The sequence below is a fragment of the Mycetocola sp. Y444 genome, from assembly GCF_059445295.1.
Map to the genome: position 1 here is coordinate 743948 of NZ_JCAIUB010000003.1, position 16689 is coordinate 760636.

16 protein-coding genes are annotated in these 16689 nt (G+C 63.1%); 11 read left to right on the plus strand and 5 right to left on the minus strand.

Translation table 11 applies throughout. From position 1 onward, the window contains the following. Nucleotides 1–20: 20 nt before the first annotated feature. From AC1C2M_RS15025 to AC1C2M_RS15045, 5 genes are all read left to right on the plus strand, one after another. Nucleotides 21–956, plus strand: coding sequence for an ABC transporter substrate-binding protein (locus tag AC1C2M_RS15025; RefSeq protein ID WP_495437402.1), 936 nt, complete (start codon nt 21–23; stop codon nt 954–956). Between the two features lie 232 nt (nt 957–1188). After that, a complete protein-coding gene (locus AC1C2M_RS15030) occupies nt 1189–2529 on the plus strand; it encodes a peptidoglycan DD-metalloendopeptidase family protein (RefSeq protein WP_495437403.1) in 1341 nt (446 codons plus the stop codon). A 39-nt stretch (nt 2530–2568) separates the two neighbouring features. After that, nucleotides 2569–3048, plus strand: a complete 480-nt coding sequence (locus tag AC1C2M_RS15035) for a DUF3151 domain-containing protein (RefSeq protein ID WP_495433614.1) — start codon at nt 2569–2571, stop codon at nt 3046–3048. An 88-nt stretch (nt 3049–3136) separates the two neighbouring features. Continuing rightward, nucleotides 3137–4423 carry an adenylosuccinate synthase gene (locus tag AC1C2M_RS15040; RefSeq protein ID WP_483406037.1) on the plus strand — a complete coding sequence of 429 codons (1287 nt, stop codon included), beginning with the start codon at nt 3137–3139 and terminating at the stop codon, nt 4421–4423. Between the two features lie 4 nt (nt 4424–4427). Further along, a complete protein-coding gene (locus AC1C2M_RS15045; RefSeq protein ID WP_495437404.1) occupies nt 4428–5714 on the plus strand; it encodes a signal peptidase I in 1287 nt (428 codons plus the stop codon). A 125-nt stretch (nt 5715–5839) separates the two neighbouring features. On the opposite strand, the gene AC1C2M_RS15050 is transcribed toward AC1C2M_RS15045, so the two are convergent. Beyond that, entirely contained in the window at nt 5840–6394 is a 555-nt protein-coding gene (locus AC1C2M_RS15050) for an AMIN-like domain-containing (lipo)protein (protein ID WP_495437568.1), read from the minus strand. Between the two features lie 190 nt (nt 6395–6584). After that, nucleotides 6585–8255, minus strand: a complete 1671-nt coding sequence (locus AC1C2M_RS15055; RefSeq protein WP_495437405.1) for an HNH endonuclease signature motif containing protein — start codon at nt 8253–8255, stop codon at nt 6585–6587. A gap of 928 nt (nt 8256–9183) precedes the next feature. On the opposite strand from AC1C2M_RS15055, the gene AC1C2M_RS15060 reads away from it, so the two are divergent. From AC1C2M_RS15060 to AC1C2M_RS15085, 6 genes are all read left to right on the plus strand, one after another. Next, on the plus strand, nt 9184–9819 hold the full coding sequence (locus AC1C2M_RS15060) for an alternate-type signal peptide domain-containing protein (protein ID WP_495437406.1): 636 nt from the start codon (nt 9184–9186) through the stop codon (nt 9817–9819). 147 nt (nt 9820–9966) lie between these two features. Further along, nucleotides 9967–10569 carry an alternate-type signal peptide domain-containing protein gene (locus tag AC1C2M_RS15065; RefSeq protein ID WP_495437407.1) on the plus strand — a complete coding sequence of 201 codons (603 nt, stop codon included), beginning with the start codon at nt 9967–9969 and terminating at the stop codon, nt 10567–10569. A gap of 1 nt (nt 10570) precedes the next feature. Then, the gene (locus tag AC1C2M_RS15070) at nt 10571–11212 is read left to right on the plus strand and encodes a hypothetical protein (RefSeq protein WP_495437408.1); all 642 of its coding nucleotides are present in this window, start codon (nt 10571–10573) and stop codon (nt 11210–11212) included. Further along, complete coding sequence (locus tag AC1C2M_RS15075) at nt 11209–12402, plus strand: hypothetical protein (protein WP_495437410.1); 1194 nt, start codon at nt 11209–11211, stop codon at nt 12400–12402. The genes AC1C2M_RS15070 and AC1C2M_RS15075 overlap by 4 nt, the downstream gene beginning before the upstream one ends. Beyond that, nucleotides 12399–13091, plus strand: coding sequence for an LPXTG cell wall anchor domain-containing protein (locus AC1C2M_RS15080; RefSeq protein WP_495437411.1), 693 nt, complete (start codon nt 12399–12401; stop codon nt 13089–13091). Before AC1C2M_RS15075 ends, AC1C2M_RS15080 begins: the two co-directional genes overlap by 4 nt. A 90-nt stretch (nt 13092–13181) precedes the next feature. Further along, on the plus strand, nt 13182–14120 hold the full coding sequence (locus AC1C2M_RS15085) for a response regulator transcription factor (protein ID WP_495437412.1): 939 nt from the start codon (nt 13182–13184) through the stop codon (nt 14118–14120). A gap of 96 nt (nt 14121–14216) precedes the next feature. Here AC1C2M_RS15085 and AC1C2M_RS15090 read toward each other — a convergent pair whose 3' ends face one another. From AC1C2M_RS15090 to AC1C2M_RS15100, 3 genes are all read right to left on the minus strand, one after another. After that, nucleotides 14217–14630: an Hpt domain-containing protein gene (locus AC1C2M_RS15090; protein WP_495437413.1), complete on the minus strand. Its 414-nt coding sequence runs from the start codon at nt 14628–14630 to the stop codon at nt 14217–14219. Nucleotides 14631–14828: 198 nt separating this feature from the next. Beyond that, nucleotides 14829–15674 carry an ABC transporter permease gene (locus tag AC1C2M_RS15095; RefSeq protein ID WP_495437415.1) on the minus strand — a complete coding sequence of 282 codons (846 nt, stop codon included), beginning with the start codon at nt 15672–15674 and terminating at the stop codon, nt 14829–14831. Continuing rightward, on the minus strand, nt 15671–16684 hold the full coding sequence (locus tag AC1C2M_RS15100; protein WP_495437416.1) for an ATP-binding cassette domain-containing protein: 1014 nt from the start codon (nt 16682–16684) through the stop codon (nt 15671–15673). Before AC1C2M_RS15100 ends, AC1C2M_RS15095 begins: the two co-directional genes overlap by 4 nt. Between the last annotated feature and the right edge of the window lie 5 nt (nt 16685–16689).

A 16689-nucleotide genomic window follows, 5' to 3' on the forward strand; every position in this document is an offset into this window, starting at 1 on the left:
ACCCACAGTTAGGAAGACAGATGTTCACTTCACGACGCGGACGGACCGCGGCAGGAGTTTTTGCCGCCGGTGCCGTCCTGACACTGGCCGCGTGCTCAAGCGGCGACCCGCTTGCGAATGACGATTCGGCGGGCGGCGAGACCGACACCATTGTGATCGGTGCCGCTGGCTTCGCGGAATCCGAGATCATCGCGCAGATTTATGCGCAGGCACTCGAGGCGAACGACATCACCGTCGATTTCAAGGGGCAGATCGGTCAGCGCGATGTCTACATCGAGGCGCTCGAAGACGGTTCGATCGACCTGATTCCCGAGTACAGCGGCAACCTGCTGCAGTTCTTTGACGATTCGTCGGATGCCAGGACGAGCGATGAGGTGTTCGCCGCTCTTCAGGAGGTCGTTCCGGACGACCTCGAGGTGCTCAACCAGGCCGAGGCCCAGGACAAGGACAGTTACAACGTCACGCAGGAGTTCAGCGAGGCGAACGGGGTGACGAGCCTCGCCGACCTGGCGGGGATCGATGTTCCTCTCGTTCTCGGAGGGAACCCCGAGCTGGCGGAGCGCCCGTACGGGCCGACCGGCCTGACCGAGGTGTACGGGGTGGATGCTGCTCGAATCACCTTCGTTCCGATCAGCGACTCCGGTGGACCGCTGACCTCCCAGGCGCTCGTTGACGGAACGGTGAACATCGCCGACATCTACTCGACGACACCGTCGATCGAGGAGTTCGGGTTTGTCACTCTTGAGGATCCCGAAAACCTGATTCTGCCGCAGAACGTCCTGCCGCTCATCAACGCGGAGAAGGCGAGTGACGAGGTGGTCGAGGTGCTCGATGCCGTATCGGCAGAACTCACCACCGAAGACCTGATTGAGCTCAACGCCATGAACCAGGGCGATGAGAAGCTGTCGCCTGAGGCTCTTGCCCGTGACTGGCTCGAGGAGAAGGACCTCTTCTAAACGCTCTGCTGCGCAGCCCGGTGGCCTCGGTCGCCGGGCTGTGCCGTTTCCGGATTCGGAGCTGTAACGGCGCAGTTTGACGCCGATTGATTGCCAAAAGCGCCCGGTGGTCCGTAGCATGGGGCGCGAGCCGCTTGTTGCTGATGTGACGAGTGTTACTCATGTGACTACCCCCAGTTCGGCGCTGCTTACGATCGAAAGTGCTGTTCTCTGACACCATGGAGCAATGCGCATGCGACTTCGGACCCTCATCGCGACGATCGCCCTCGGGGTAGTCGTCGCCTCCATGGGAGTTTCGGCGCCCGCAACCGCGGCGACAAGCTACCCCTCGTGGGAAGACGTTCAGAACGCGCGCGCAAGCGAGTCGGCCAAGGCTGCGGAGATTACGCGCATCGAGGGTCTCATCGCAACGCTTCGGAGCAACGCTGAAACAGCGCAGCTCGCTGCGGTCGCCGCCGCAGACGAGTACCAGGTCGCACTCGCCGTTGCTGAGGAAGCCCTGATCAAGTCAGAAGATCTCAAGCTGCAGCTCGCTGATGCCCAGGCCAAGGCCGCCGATTCGGCAAAACAGGCGGGTGCCCTGTTCGCCCAGATGGGTCGGACGAGCACATTCGACACGACGGCAAGCCTGCTGCTCGACTCCAGTAAAGCCGATGACACCCTGTACAAGCTCGGTGCGGTTTCGAAGCTGACTGCCTTGTCGACGCAGCTGCTCGACTCTGCCGAACAGGACGCAAACCAGGTCACTTCGCTGAGTGCGCAGGGTGAAGTAGCAGCGACAATCCTCGAAGAGGCCAGGGCTGATTCCGAAGAAAAGCTCGAGGCGGCGACCGCTGCGGCTGAAGCGGCTGCGGCCGCTGTTGCCGAGCAGGAAGCCCACGAAGAGACCCTTCTTGGCCAGCTTTCTCTGCTCAAGGGGCAGACGGCATCCGTCGAAGAGGGTTATGCGGCGGGCGTTGCCGAGCGGGCCAGGCTCGCGGCGATCGAAGCTGAAAAACAGCGCAAGGCTGCTGAGGCCGCAGCGGCTGCTGCAGCGGCGGAAGCCGCTAAGAAGAAGCCCAGCACCGGCGGTGGCGGTGGCGGCGGAAGCACTGGCGGCGGCGGAAGCGCCGGCGGTGGCGGTTCTAACGCCGGCGCGACTGGCACCTACTTCCAGGCCTCATCACAGGGCTGGTGGCGTCCGCTTCCCGGTGCAATCACGTCGTGGTACGGCAACCGACCCATCCTCTGCGGAGGAACAGGGTGCTCGGTATCCTTCCACGGTGGCATCGACTTCGGTAACGCCTGTGGTCACGCCGTCAAGGCCGTCCACGGTGGCCGGGTCGTCTCGGCCGGGAATGCCGGCGACTTCGGATACCGCATCATCATCGATCACGGCGGAGTCACGTCCACGTACGGTCACCTCAGTGCCGGGTCATTCCGGGTCAGTCCCGGCCAGCAGGTGTCCGGTGGACAGGTGATCGCGAGCGTTGGCAAGACCGGTGTTGCCACGGGCTGCCACCTCGACCTCAAGATCAATGGCGGCGCCACGAACCCGGCTCCGTTCCTCCGCGGCAAGGGTGTCTCGCTCTAGAGACGTGGCCCTCGGAACGAGGCGCGGTAGGCTAGCTCTGTGACCGGAGACAATCTGCTCGGAATGCCAGAGACCCGACTCCCGTTTGAACCGGAGGTCGTGGACGCCCTCGATCGTGCCACGACGACGGATGACATCGCTGCGGTTGCGGCGAAATACCCGAAGTCCTCGCTGGCATGGGCTCGACTGGCGGAGGCGACGTTCGATCGAGCGGACCCGATCACCGCCTACGCGTACGCGCGGGTCGGCTACCACCGGGGGCTCGATGCGCTTCGCAAGGCAGGCTGGCGTGGCCAGGGTCCCATTCCGTGGAACCACACGCCGAACCAGGGTGTTTTGCGCTCGCTGTATGCACTCCGCCAGGCGGCGGATGCCATCGGTGAAACCGACGAGGTCACTCGGCTGACCGACTTCCTCCGTGACGCAGACGAGACGGCTGTGGCGCGAATCGAGAGCGAAGGCCAACCGTCCGAGCCGCAGCCGCCCACAGAGGCGTTTTTCATTCGCGGTCAGGACTAGTCACAGTCGCGCGGTCAGGCGCGAAGCGTTCTACACGCACCAAGTTTTTCCGCAGCAAGAAGCATCAGGTCAAAAGGGAGCATCCGTAATGCCAGCAATCGTGATCGTCGGCGCCCAGTGGGGCGACGAAGGCAAGGGTAAAGCTACCGACCTTTTGGGTAGCCGAATCGACTATGTCGTGAAGTTCAACGGCGGTAACAACGCCGGTCACACAGTCGTTGTCGGTAACGAAAAGTATGCTCTGCACCTGTTGCCGTCCGGCATCCTGACCGAAGGTGTCACGCCGGTGATCTCGAACGGTGTTGTCATCGACCTCGAGGTGCTGTTCTCCGAGCTCGAGGCGCTCAACGCCCGCGGTGTTGATGTGTCCAAGCTCAAGGTCAGCGCCAATGCGCACGTCATTACGCACTACCACCGGACGCTCGACAAGGTGACCGAGCGGTTCCTGGGCAAGCGCCAGATCGGGACGACCGGGCGTGGAATCGGGCCGGCATACGCAGACAAGATCAACCGTGTCGGCATCCGGATCCAGGATCTCTTTGACGAGAACATCCTGAGGCAGAAGGTCGAGGGTGCCCTCGACGTCAAGAACCACATGCTGCTGAAGATCTACAACCGCCGGGCGATTTCGCCGGACGAGATCGTGGATGACCTGCTTTCCTACGCTGAGCGGTTGCGGCCGATGGTGGCCGACACCGCGCTCGAGCTTCACCAGGCGCTTGAGCGTGGTGAGATCGTGCTGTTCGAGGGTGGGCAGGCGACGATGCTGGATGTCGATCACGGCACCTATCCCTTCGTCACCTCCTCAAATGCGACATCGGGTGGAGCGGCGACCGGTTCGGGTGTTGCGCCCAACAAGATCGATCGGGTCATTGCGATCGTCAAGGCGTACACGACCCGTGTCGGAGCGGGACCATTCCCGACCGAGCTGTTCGATGCGTCGGGGGAGTACCTGCGGTCGAAGGGCTTCGAGTTTGGAACCACCACGGGGCGTCCGCGTCGGGTCGGCTGGTATGACGCACCGATCGCCCGTTATGCCGCGCGGATCAATGGTGTGACCGATTTCGTGCTGACCAAGCTCGACATCCTCGATGAGCTCGAGACGATTCCCGTGTGTGTTGCCTATGACGTCGACGGGGTACGCCACGAGGAAGTTCCCGTTTCGCAGTCGGACTTCCACCACGCGAAGCCCATCTACGAGGAATTCCCCGGCTGGAAGCAGGACATCAGCGGGTGCCGGACCTTCGAAGAGTTGCCGAAGAACGCACAGGACTATGTGCTCGCGCTCGAGGCGATGAGCGGGTCGCGGATTTCTGCGATCGGTGTTGGCCCTGGTCGCGACGCGATCGTGGTGCGGCACGACCTGATCGACTAAATCGATGGGCGAACCTGTGACGGATGCGACGATGCATCCGTCTGTTGATGCGGATGCTTCTTCTGCCGCTGGGTCTGTCAGCCCTTCTGCTGACGGTCCCGCCGACAGATCTGTCAGCGACGGTTCTTCCACGGAGCCGAGGGGTTCGCTGCTGAGTCGGCTTCCGGGCATCCTGCTTCGCGTTGTCAGCTGGGTTGTGCTCATCGGCTGTGGGTTGCTGATCATCGGCTTTGTGCTTGTGCCTCGGCTTACCGGATCTACGCCGTACACGGTGTTGACCGGGTCGATGCGTCCGTCGATGCCACCGGGAACAACGGTTGTGGTGAAGCCGATCGATTTTGCTGCGATTTCCGTTGGCGATGTCATCACCTACCAGATTTCATCCGGTGAGCCGGAGGTCGTGACGCACCGGGTGATCGGTGTGAACGTGACTCCCGAGGGCGTCCGGCTTGAAACGCAGGGTGACGCGAATCCGGTTCCTGACCAGGAGCTCGTTCGTGAGGAACAGGTTCGTGGCAAGGTTTGGTACTGGCTTCCGGTCATCGGGTACGTCACCAACGGAGTCACGAGCGACACCCGTACCTGGCTCGCTCAAGGGCTGGGCGTTGCGCTGATTGGCTACGCGGTGGTGACGCTTGTGGTCACGGTGGTTCGTCGGAAGAAGAGCGCTCCGGGCGAAGACAAAGCTGCCGCGACCGAAGCCCAAGCCGCCGCGACGGATGCCGAGCCTGTGGCTCGCGTTGGCTCACCTGCGGCGGACGACTCATTCGCTGACGATGCACGCGCGATGACCGGTTCAGCCGCGATGACCGGTTCGGCCGCGATGACCGGTTCGGCCGCGATGACCGGTTCGGCCGCGACGGACGTTCCATCCGCTCACGAACGATCCGCGGACGATGCACGCGCGATGAATGATTCAGCCGCGACAAGCGCTTCAGTCTCGACTGATGATTTAGCCACGACGGACGCTTCAGCCGCAATGGACGCTTCAACCGTCGAGAAGCTGGCCCCCGTCGCTATCGCCGAGCGCCCCACCTCGTCTGAGCTCCCCGAGTCCGCCAAGCCCGGCGAGCCTGTCAAGCCGTCCGAGTTCCCCGAGCCCACCGAACTCCTCGAGCCGTCCGAGCCCGCCAAGCCCGCCGAGCCCGCCGAGCCCGCCATGCCCGCCACAGTGCCCGCGTCCGAGCGGGCGACCGACACCCTCAGCGAGCTTCCCACCCGTCGGAGCCTCAGGCGCGAGCGTGGCGAGCGTGGCGATCGGGCAGACGGCATCGGCGGTCAGTCGCGCTAGCTCTTCCTCGGCATCGGCATCGGCGACGCGAGATCGGGGATTGTCGCGCCGCCGTCACTCAGGATGCGGTCATGTGTCATGTGTCATGTGTCATGTGTCATGTGTCAGGTGTCAGGTGTCAGGTGTCACCACCGGTGCGCGACGTCGATGACGAGACGGCTTCCACCTCCCGGGCCGTCCAGGATGAACGTGCGGAATGGCAATCGTGCACGAACCCCGAGCCCGAAGGTGCTTTGCCCTTCGAAGCTACCGGCGAACGCGACCTGGCGGAATGTCTCGTACCCGGTGACGTTGAGCGCCTCACTGTCGTTTGCGGGGTTGTATGTCACGGCCATGTTGTTGTTGATGTCGTAGGCGGGCGCGAGGGCGATGACCTGAAGATCAGCGGCTCCACGGAGGGGAACGGGTGTACCCGACCCATCCTGGACGACCTGCGGTACGTAGCGGACATCGAACCCGAGGATGTCTCCTCGGACGTCGATGACGAACCGGTCAAAGCACGGATGCTCACCCGACCGAGCGTTTGTGATCGGTGCATCGGGCGCTGAGAGACTTTGGCTGTCGGGGAGTGACCCCCAGGTAATGCCGCAGTACGGAGCTGCCGTCGCGGCGATGCTGCCTGCGCTGAGAAAAACGGCACCCATCAGTGCGCTGATGATGAGTGCAACGGAACGCTTCATTGCGATCCATCCCTTCATGAGAACTGTTGAAACGGATGCTACGCCGGTCGCCGTGTTCGCGTGCCCGTCATAGATCACGGTTTGGGCGTCAGTCACGCCAGCCCCCGCACGGTCGTCCCCTCAGCGTGTGCGGTCGGTGTGCGCGCCCCTTAGGTGTGCGTGACCCGTGTGTGCCCGAGGCCCCTGTGGCTCAGAATGGTGGTTCGTTGGGGTCTGCTGACTCGTCTTCTGGTGCCTCGTCGCGGTTCTCCGTGTCGTTTCTCTCCCTCTCACGTTTTTCTTTCTGGGCGTCGAGGAGTCGGGTGTAGACGTTGTTCAGTCGGGTGTCTTCCTCCTGTACCTGGATTGACGGGGCATCCGTGTCGTCCGGAGCGCTTCCGGTGCCGGGATTCGGAGGCTTTGGTGGTGCCGCTTTCGCCGGTGGGATCGGATGTGGGATCGGGTTGCGCACTGGGTTCTCGGGGTGGGTGGTGTATTCGCGTCCGTGGGGTGAGGTCCATTTCAGGATCCCGTCGCCGAGTTGCTCGACGTTCCACCCGGTTTCGTGTTTCAGTTTGTGGTGTTTGGGGCAGAGGCTGGCGAGGTTGTCGAAGTCGGTGTTTCCGCCGGTGTCGTATGGGTCGGTGTGGTCGATGTCGCTGGACACCGCTTTGCGGGTGCAGCCGGGGAACCGGCAGTATCCGTCGCGGTAGCGGAGGAACCGTCGCATCGCTTTCGATGGGGTGTATTTGGTGTGGCCGAGGGACAGGGCGACTCCGGTTTCGGGGTGGGTCAGGATCCGGCTGAACTCCGGTGCCTGGGACGCGAGTTCCCGTGCGGTGTCCGGGTCGATGGGACCGTATCCGTCGAGGTTGCCTGGTTCGACACTTTTGCCGAGGAGGGTGAGGACCGGCACGGTGACCATCACGGTGGGCACGATCTTCCGGAACGCGGTCGCCGGGTCACGTCCCGGCCCTGACCGCTTTCGCCCGCGGCGGTCGCCGGTATCGATGGCGCTACCACTTTCGCTGCCGGTGGGTCCGCAGCCTGCACCACCGTTACCGGTGGGTGTGATGCCTGTCGCGCCATTCTCGCCGGTGGTGGTGCTGTTGCGGTTGGGAGCATCTGAGCGCGGGTCGGTGTAGGGGTTGCGCGTGCCGAGTCCGGTGCCGAAGAGTCGGGTGCCGGTGGGGTCGGGCAGGGTGAACTCACCGGTGAACGCCTCCATCATCGCCGCGAACACCACATCGGCGTCCAACTGGGACAGGGTGCGTGGCTCGAGCGGTGATTGCAGTTTCATCGACTGGGCACGGATCGTGTCGAAGATCGTCTCGGCGGCCGGTGCGGTGGTGAACAGGTTCAGCCAGGCCATCCCGTCCGGTGCCGGAATCAGTTCTACCCGCCGATCGGTTACCGACTTCCGACACCGGGCGACCGCGGATTCCGGCTGTAACCGTTCCCGCAACATCCTTGTCTTCTGCCGGAACCTCGCCACCGTCATCGTCCGGGCAAACGGCAACGCCTTCTCTTCGAGCTCCGCTGCTTCCTCGGCGGTGAGGGTGCTGGTCTGGTCGACCAGCTGCTGGGCATGCCGGTAACTGATGTCGCCCTCCCGCAACGCCGTCAGAGTGGCCGGCAAGCGGTGCATCAACGCTTCGCTGTCATCGATCAACGCGGTCGCGGTGCGTTCGGACACCCGCAATACACACGCCAGTTCTGCCGTGAACGACCGCAACGCCAGATCCCGGCGCTCCGCTGCGCGTTGTGCTGCGGTCTGCGTCGCAGGCCGGGCGGTGTCGAGAACGCCCTCCTCCGCGCTCAGCGCGAGGGTCCTGGCCCGGTCGATGAACTCCGCCTTCCACGCCGCCTGACGCGCCTCCAACCGCTCCACCTGCCCTACCGCCTCAAACAGCGCCGTGCACGTGTCAGCAATCCGCGCAAACAACGTTGGCTCAGGCTCAGGCTCAGGCTCAGGCTCAGGCTCGGGCTCGGGCTGAGATTCCGAATTGGAATCGACATCGGGCTCTACGCCCGCACCGGCATCCGCATCGGGCGCCGGGTCGGACTCGGGTCCGAATTGTGGCTCGGGCTCAGGCTTAGGCGCAGCGACGGTATTGCGTTCTGGGCTGGACTTAGACCCGGACTCAGGTTCCGACTCCGGTTCCGCGTCGGGATCAGGTTCCGACTCCGGTTCCGCGTCGGGATCAGGAACTGGCACAAGGGCGCCGGGATCGGGCCGAGACGTGGACTCCGCATTCGGCTCAGGCTCGGACTTCGGCTCTGAGCCAGGCGCGAGTCTCTGCTCGGACTGCGGCCCGCGCGAAGCGGCATCCGCACCGCTATCAGGTGGATCGTGATTCTCGTCGCCCGGAGGATCGACGGCTCTGTCGTTGTTTTCCATGCCACAAGTCAACACCACACCACTGACATTACTTCGACTAACAGCTAAGGAGAGGTCTAAATACTAACGAAAGTGTGTTCGATCTAGACGAGCTGGCCAGGCCCGTCCCTCAGCTTCTCGGAGGAAGTCTGATCGGCGACGGTCGCACCTGATTGTTCGACTCGAAGGGAGACAGAACCCCTTCCTCAAGCGATCCGAAAGATGGCGTGATCACGCTCTCATCCGCGGTATGTGGCAAATCTTGCGCAAACCTTGTGTGTTTGTCGAAGAACTGTCGGAACCTTGCGGATCCGGCTGGGTTGTTCTTGATCGAGGGCGGGAAATATCGATCTTGTTGGAAGCGAAAGCGGAAAACACCCGCAGACTCCGGTAGCTCCTCCGCTGCCAGGCCCAGAGAAAGAAGCACACCATGAAGAAGTTCAACATGAAGAAGACCACCGCTGCTGCGGCTGCCGCAGCCGTCGGCGCTGTTCTGCTGCTCGGTGGAGCTGGCACGCTGGCTTACTGGTCCGACAACGAGACCAGCGTTAGCCAGACGATCTCCTCCGGTAACCTCAACCTCAGCACAATTGCGGCGGGCACGTGGAGCCTTCAGCAGGTGGTAACCACCGGAACCGGTTCAACCGCTGTGACCACGCGGACGGCCCCTGTTACATTCGATTCCGCGACGATGTCCGTCGCACCGGGTGACGTCCTGACCGCGACAGTTCAGGTGCCGGTCACTCTCGCTGGTACGAACATGAAGGCCAAGCTAGACGTGAGCAATGCTGTGGTCATCCCTGCAGTGGCCAGCGACACCAAGCTGACCGAAGCTCTTCAGGTCTCAATCGTCTCGGTCGATAACACGGCCGGCGCTACGAAGACCTTCACCGGCGCGAGGACTGGAAATGTTCCCGTCGTCATCTCTGTGACGATGCCGTGGGGCACCTCCGCGAACGAGAACATTCTCGCGGCTGCCAAGTCTGCAACTTTTGCTGCGACGTACACCCTTACGCAGGTCGCGGCTGGTACCACCCCCACCGCAACCCCCGTCGTCACCCCGTAGTAAACAGCTTCACCTGCAGCGGAGGCGGGATCAGCCCCGAAGCTGATCCCACGGGCCCTGTCGTGTAATCGACTCGGCAGGGCCCATTTTTTCCGCCAGTAACACCCACTTCACCCCCAGACTCATCACCGCACGAAAGGAGCCACCATGAAGAAGTCAGTCCGCACTCTCATCGGAGTCTCCGTCGCAGCGGTCCTCGGTTCCACACTCCTCCTCGGTGGCGCCGGCACCCTCGCCTTCTGGTCTGACACCACATCGAGTGCAGCTCAGGCTATCCAATCCGGCGAACTGGACCTCGGGTCCTCTGCGGAGCTCACAATGACGAGCCCCACCATCAAGCAGTGCACGCCCACCTGCACCGGCAACGCCCCATACCGCGGTGGCGCCCTCGTTCCCGGTGATGTCGTCACAGCCACAGTGAATGTCCCTGTGACCCTCATCGGCCAGAACATGAACGCCAAGTTCCTCGTCTCACCTAAAGTGGCCCCGGCTAGTGATACGAAAGCGAACAACGCACTGAAATCGGCGGTTACCATGAAGGTCACAAAGATCGGTACCACCGAATTCGCTCTGGATTCCACCGCAGAACGCGCGGTTACCCTCTCCACCGCGACCCACAACGGAAAGACAACAGTCCCCGTCGTCGTCGAGATCGCTTTCCCCTGGGGAAACCCGGGCGACTACAACGACACGATGGGTGGACGGGTCACGCTGGCCGCCGACTACTCCCTGACTCAGGTTGCGAAGTAGCGTGAACAAGCACCGCACCTCGGCCCCCGGGAATCACAGAAAGCCGCTCATTGGAGCGGTTCTCGCGTTTGTGGCCGCGGCCGCTCTCATCGGCGGGCCCGTCACCACAGCCTCGCTCAACGACACAACGTCGAACACGTTCTCTGACGCGGTCGGGGGTGACCTCGCCGTTGAGGTCCTGACCTCCAACTGGGAGACGGTCGCCTTGTCAGCCCAGCCCGCAAACCTCACACCCCGCGGTTCGGGTGGCATCGTCCCCGGGGTCCGCGGCCAGAAAATCACCTTCACGGCCCGCAACGCAGCGTCATCAGCCACTCCCGCACAACTCACGGGCACGATCACGGCTCCCAGAGACGACACCCTTCAGGCCCTCGAAGGCGCAGGACTTCAGTATGCGATCGTCGCCAGCACCGGATGCACAGCGGATGCCGTCACCACCGTCGGCGGGAACGTCCAGACCAAAATTTCGAGCGTTGCCGCCCTCGCCAAGGGTGTTGCGTGCACCTTCACCCTGACGCTCTCGATTCCCTGCACTGGAACCTCCTGCGAATCCGCAGCGTGGAGCCTCAGAGGCATCCGTCTCACGAGCCTGCCGGCCTTCACCGTCAACGCCACGCTCACCCAGGTGGCGAGGCCACTATGACCCGCCGTCACCGCACAAACCCCACCCGGTCTCGCTTCACCGCCGCCCTCGGGGTCATCGTCGCGCTTCTCGCCATTGGACTACCTGCCTCAACGACCGGCGCGAACCTCACGAACACGAAGACCGTCACATCGAGCACAACGCCGGTAGGTGACTGGTGCAGCGTTCCCGGCTCGTCCCAGTTCAAGAACGTGTATCGACTCAACGACTTCACCGCGGTCGATGCCCCTGAAACGGCCAGGACATCCACTCCGGTCCGGATGCTCGTGCTGCCCGTGGCCAACGTCGCGGAATACGCACCGGTCGGTGGCAAAGAGACGGTGCCGTCGGCTCAACCCGGCCAGCTGGGTATTCGGCTCTGGAGCTGCAGTGATGCCTCTGCGATCCCTGCTGGATCGATCAAAGCGACAGCCTGGCGGGGCGCGTATGCCTCGGCCAACCTCAACTGGTTGACCTCGCCGGTCGCCGCAGGCTCCCTCGCCGGAGCGAGATTGGATCCCCGGGGTTCACTCACGTCCGGGGCAACCCAGGCTTCGACACGCGCAGGCAACGAGCTCCGCGATCTGCACCGCGGAAAGAACACCCTGGGTGGCGTCACCGCTGACGGCACTCACGAGGTCACTATGCGGTACAGCTGGCTTCTCACAAATGGACGCAACGAGCTGCCGGCGAACCACCAGAAGGAACCCGCGTGTTCTGGACTGAGTTGCGCGGTAACTCCCGCGCTCGGAGGCGACGGCGCAACGTTTGCGAATTCGTTCTCGCACGACGAATCGGCGACGGCGTCCGGCGCCGTTCTCGGCAACTCAGCGACGTACCTCGCGAACAAGTACTACGCCGATGGCGGTCTGTGGCAAACGATGAAAGATCAACTTCAGTGCAGGGACCGATATTGGTTTTTCACGTGGCTGCCGTGGTCGGAGTTTGCTGACGAGTCAGGCGCCGCCTGTCCACGAAACAACGCAGTGCACGAATATGAACAGAGGTTTGTCCAGAGGCCCGTGAACGTAGTGCCCACGCCGGCGTTCACGCTCCTTCAGACTCCTGTAGGACCAAGCGACGCGGCCCTGGAAGACAAGACCGGTACTGCGATCCAGTACGTCGTGCTCGAGTGGTGGGGCGCAACCGCGACCACAACAAACGGTGCGCTGCCCACCGACCTCGCCGTGGAGGTGTTCGTCAAACGATGACCACCTTCCGGCTCCTCGCCCGCATCGCCGCAGCCCTCATCGCGATCGCAACGGTCAGCATCCTCGGTCTCGCTGCTGCTCCCACCGTCGCACACGCCGAAGGTGACGACCGCGCGCTTCACCTCACCCGCGTCGACGGCAGCCCGATCGGCACACTGTTCAGCGACTGGGTGATGGTCCCGGGCGACAAAGTAAGCACGACAGTCATCGCTCACCGAACCGGCGAGGGCGACTCAAACCTTCTCATCACCCTCGGTAGCTGGTCGGATGCCGCACGCACGACAGCCGCCGCCATTGAAGAAGACGTGATGATCAGCATCCGCACCAACGGAATCGAACTCTCGTCGACGGCATCCGCTCTGATGACGGGTGCTGCCGTCTTCGACCTGGGCCGCAGCGCGGCATCCTCGGTCCCCATCGAGGTGACCTTCGAGTTGCCTTTCTCCTCGGGCAATGCCACCCAGCAACAGAGCATCGACCTGTCACTCATTGTTACAGCGGCAGATCTGCCGGAGTCCACACCGACGCAACCCGGGACTGACGGCCCCCTCGCCTCCCTCATCCCGATTCTTCCGAGCACGGGAACGTCTGCCCGCGACCTTCTGATCGTTGCCGCGATCGTTACCACAATCGGACTCCTCTTTCTGGGGGGTAAGCGAAAAACTTCCACACCCTCCCAGTCCCACTAAGGTTTAGGGAGCGTGACAGGGGGTCACGCTCCACATCAAGGCAGCTAGCTCCCTTGTCAGTTGGTGTGCCGGTCTGGGAATAGCGGAAAAATGTCTGAACGTACTAGCCGCACCGCCGTTGTGATCGAAGACGATGGCGACATTCGTGGCCTCATCGAAACTGTGCTTCGCCAGGCCGGGTTCGATGTTTCGTCGACCGCAGACGGGGCCGAAGGCGTCGAGCTCGTCCGCACACTGTCGCCCAGCGTTGTAACCCTGGACATCGGACTCATCGATATCGACGGGCTCGAGGTCGCACGCCGTATCCGGCTGTTCAGCGACTGCTACATCGTCATGATCACCGCGCAGGGCGACGAAGCGGACCTGCTCTTCGGCCTCGAGTCCGGCGCCGACGATTACGTCGTCAAACCGTTCCGGCCACGCGAACTGCGAGCGCGCATCGGCGCGATGATGCGCCGACCGCGCAGCTCGGCTTCGTCAGATCAAACGGATGCCGCGGGCCAGACGGGTGCGCATTCACCGATTCCTGAAACGCAGCCGATCGGACAGTCAGCCACCCAGGTGCCGGGCCCGACAGGGCCAGCGTCAGGACAGACGCGGGACTCCTCCTCGACAGCGCCGATATCGGTGCGCGAAACGAACCCGGTGCGGCTCGCCGATCCTGCTGCCGATGACGCCGGTGAACTGGTGTTCCGCCACAACGGGATCACGCTCAACGCAGACACCCGCACCGTCGAGCTCAACGATTCCGAGCTCGACCTGACGCGGACAGAGTTCGACCTGCTCCAGTCGCTGCTGAGCAGTAAGCGCCGGGTGCGCTCAAAGGCGGATCTCGTTCGCGAACTCCGCGATGAGGAATATGTCGCGAACGACTTCGTCAGTGAGTCGGAGGAGCGAGCGATCGAGGTTCACTTCGCAAACCTCCGTCGCAAACTGTCCGATGACCCCAAGCGCCCCCGCTGGGTCGAGACCGTGCGCGGAGTGGGATACCGACTGCCTCCGGCCCGCGAACCCGAGTTCCCAGCCTGATCTGCACTCGCTGAAGCTGCCCACTTCGCTGGCGGCTCGATGCGGCTCGATGCGGCTCGATGCGGCTCGATTCGGCAGGATGCGGCAGGATGCGGCTCAGGACGCGACAGCGACGTCGGAGTTTGACCATCGCACGGGGAGCGCGAGCAGGGTGGCTTCCCCGATTTCCCGAAGCATGGGAAGACCCCTGAGGGCGGCAGCGAAGTCTGCGCTGCGCACCGCATTCTCCAGTCCGGCTGAGAACGACGCCAGCCGGGTCGCGCCGATCATCCCGCTCGACACTTTGACGCTGAGAATGGCCGTCAGCGCGCCCCCGCTGTCCGCGGCGCGCAGACGATCGGCAATCCGCGTCACCCTGTCAGGCCACTGGTCCACGAACGCCTCAACGAACCGTGCTACCGCATCGGTGTCATTCTCGAGAGCCTCGAGCAGATCGTTGAGGGGTTTGTCGTCGAAAACAGGCAGATGCCCGGCGAGGATGAGGTGCTGGTCGTCCGGGGAAAACGTCACCGTGCCCCACTCTCTACTCAACCGGGCATCTGCCCTCGGACGGTCAGGGGAACCGTCCGGGGTCGTGGCCTCGGGTGGCCACTGGATTGAGTCTGACCGGCCCGGATCAGGATTGACGGATGCCAACCGTCAGGTTTTCTGCAAGATTGCGGAGCTTGATCAAGATTTGCGTAACACCCCCGCACGGGGGTCCTGATCTCACCGTGAGGTGACCCGTGAGAATCGCCGTACGCTCAGCGGCACAAAGATAAGAAGAATCACGGCAACGCCGATCAGAACCGCAACCGCAGGGTTCTGCTGCACCCAGCTGTCACCGACAGGAGTGCCAGGTGGAACATTACCGAACAGCTCCCGCGCGGCCTGCACCAGGGATGTCACCGGATTCCATTCCGCGAACGTCCTGAGCGGACCGGGCAGAGTCTCGGCCGGAACAAAAGCGTTTGAGATGAAGGTGAGCGGGAACAGGACGAGGAACGACACATTGTTGATTACCTCCGGGCTCCGCACGGTCATCCCGAGATACGCCATCACCCAGGACAGCGCATAGGCAAAGAGGAGAAGGAGTGCGACAGCCGCAACAGCCTCGAGGAAGCTCGAGTGGATACGCCAGCCGACAATGAAGCCTGTCGCCATCATCACGACCATCGAGAGTGTGTTGATCAGCAGGTCCCCGTTCGTCCGTCCGACGAGCACTGCCGACGGACTCATCGGCAGGGTGCGGAACCTGTCGATGATGCCGTCCTTCAAGTCCTGTGCCATCGCCGAACCGGAGTAGGTCGACCCGAAAACGACGGTCTGCGCAAAGATACCGGCCATGATGAAGTCGGCGTATGTGCTCCCGGGGATCTCGATCACTCCCGCGTACACGTAGGTGAAGAGAAGGACGAACATGATCGGCTGCAGGGTCGTGAAGACGAGGATGTCCGGCACCCGCTTGATCTTGATGAGGTTGCGCCTCGTCGTGATCCAGCCGTCATTGAGCCAGCCGACGATCGCTCCCGGCTGATGCGGAATGTCTATTCCGGGGGTGCGCGTTTCGGTCACGCCGACGTCCTCTTCCGAGTGCCGGCATCCGGTTCGTCGTTTTCCTCGTCGAGCTCTGCTGTGGCAATGTGACCCGTGAGCCGGAGGAAGACGTCGTCGAGCGTCGGTCGTCGCATCCCCGCGTCAAAGAGTGCGACGTTTCTGACGTTGAGTTCACCGAGGACGAGCTGCAAGGCCTCAGGCCCGCTCTCGACACTGACGGTAACCGTGCGGGAGTCGTTCGATATCGCTGGTTCCACTGTGCCGAAGCGACGCAGAACCTCGACGGCGTCAACGACGTCGTCCGCTGTCACGAGGTTCAGCTCCACCCGCTGTCCGCCGACAGACGCCTTGAGCTCATCGGCCGTTCCCTTCGCGATCACCTTGCCCGTGTCGATCACACTGATGTCGTCAGCAAGCTGGTCGGCTTCCTCGAGGTACTGGGTGGTGAGAAGTACCGTCGTACCCCCGTCGACGAGCGACCTGATGATGTCCCACATTCCCAGCCGGCTGCGCGGGTCGAGACCGGTGGTCGGTTCGTCAAGGAACAGCACACTCGGTCTCGTCACAAGCGCACCGGCAAGGTCGATCCGGCGGCGCATCCCTCCGGAGAATCCCTTCACCGGTCGGTTCTGCGCCTCGGACAGCTCGAACAGTTCGATCAGTTCCCGAGCACGCGCACGCGACGCCTTCGCGCCGAGGTGATAGAGCCGGCCAACCATGTCGAGGTTCTCGAACCCCGTCAGGTTTTCGTCGACCGCGGCGTACTGGCCCGAGACACCGATGATCGGACGGATGGCCTCCGGCCGTGCAACAACATCGATGCCGCCGATGGTCACTGAACCGCTGTCGGGAACGATAAGCGTTGTGAGCACCTTCACCGCGGTCGTCTTCCCTGCACCATTCGGGCCGAGAATCGCGGTGATCGTGCCCTGGGGCACAGAGAGATCCAGCCCGTCCAGTGCGTGGACCGGGTTGGCACCCTTGGGGGAGTACGTCTTCCGAAGCTCGCGAGCTTCGATGAAACTCATCGTTC

Coding starts and splice junctions, on each gene's coding strand:
- AC1C2M_RS15030 (WP_495437403.1), top strand. CDS start 1,189: ATGCGACTTCGGACCCTCATCGCGACGATCGCCCTCGGGGTAGTCGTC.
- AC1C2M_RS15065 (WP_495437407.1), top strand. CDS start 9,967: ATGAAGAAGTCAGTCCGCACTCTCATCGGAGTCTCCGTCGCAGCGGTC.
- AC1C2M_RS15075 (WP_495437410.1), top strand. CDS start 11,209: ATGACCCGCCGTCACCGCACAAACCCCACCCGGTCTCGCTTCACCGCC.
- AC1C2M_RS15040 (WP_483406037.1), top strand. CDS start 3,137: ATGCCAGCAATCGTGATCGTCGGCGCCCAGTGGGGCGACGAAGGCAAG.
- AC1C2M_RS15045 (WP_495437404.1), top strand. CDS start 4,428: ATGGGCGAACCTGTGACGGATGCGACGATGCATCCGTCTGTTGATGCG.
- AC1C2M_RS15025 (WP_495437402.1), top strand. CDS start 21: ATGTTCACTTCACGACGCGGACGGACCGCGGCAGGAGTTTTTGCCGCC.
- AC1C2M_RS15060 (WP_495437406.1), top strand. CDS start 9,184: ATGAAGAAGTTCAACATGAAGAAGACCACCGCTGCTGCGGCTGCCGCA.
- AC1C2M_RS15050 (WP_495437568.1), bottom strand. CDS start 6,394: ATGAAGCGTTCCGTTGCACTCATCATCAGCGCACTGATGGGTGCCGTT.
- AC1C2M_RS15080 (WP_495437411.1), top strand. CDS start 12,399: ATGACCACCTTCCGGCTCCTCGCCCGCATCGCCGCAGCCCTCATCGCG.
- AC1C2M_RS15100 (WP_495437416.1), bottom strand. CDS start 16,684: ATGAGTTTCATCGAAGCTCGCGAGCTTCGGAAGACGTACTCCCCCAAG.
- AC1C2M_RS15085 (WP_495437412.1), top strand. CDS start 13,182: ATGTCTGAACGTACTAGCCGCACCGCCGTTGTGATCGAAGACGATGGC.